Raw genomic sequence first — 339 nt, 5'->3', positions numbered from 1 at the left:
TTATTTGCTGGAGAGAAACTGGATGCAGTTCTCCTTTATGGGAGAGTGTGATAAGGAGCGCGCTTTCGCTTTGCTGAATTGTTTTCTAGAAAAGCTCTCTTCTCCTTCAAACGAACTGATAAAAAAAGATATGCGATAGTACTTCTACAAAAAAGGCTTTTGCTTTCTTATCACAGAAAGCAAAAGCCCTTTTTTCTTCAGAATCTTATTTTGCTGAGCGAATGTGCTCTCTGCGCAGTGGCTGGAAATATCCGTATGTCAACGAGCGCCAGAGCCATTCGAGCGGACCGAAACGGTAGCGCGTAAGCCAGAAACGGCTGTACACAATCTGCAGACCAT

Annotated in this window: 1 protein-coding gene; it reads right to left on the bottom strand. The window is 44.0% G+C overall.

Annotated elements, in window-relative coordinates; genetic code table 11:
* Positions 1-205: 205 nt before the first annotated feature.
* Positions 206-325 carry a DUF418 domain-containing protein gene (locus LKX83_RS32150; RefSeq protein WP_370639172.1) on the bottom strand — a complete coding sequence of 40 codons (120 nt, stop codon included), beginning with the start codon at positions 323-325 and terminating at the stop codon, positions 206-208.
* Between the last annotated feature and the right edge of the window lie 14 nt (positions 326-339).

Origin of the sequence: Cohnella baijiui, assembly GCF_020731285.1 — a bacterium.
In the GTDB taxonomy this organism is placed as follows: Bacteria; Bacillota; Bacilli; order Paenibacillales; family Paenibacillaceae; genus Cohnella.
The sequence above is the reverse complement of the archived record's forward strand: the minus strand, read 5'-3'. Positions and strand labels throughout refer to the sequence as shown.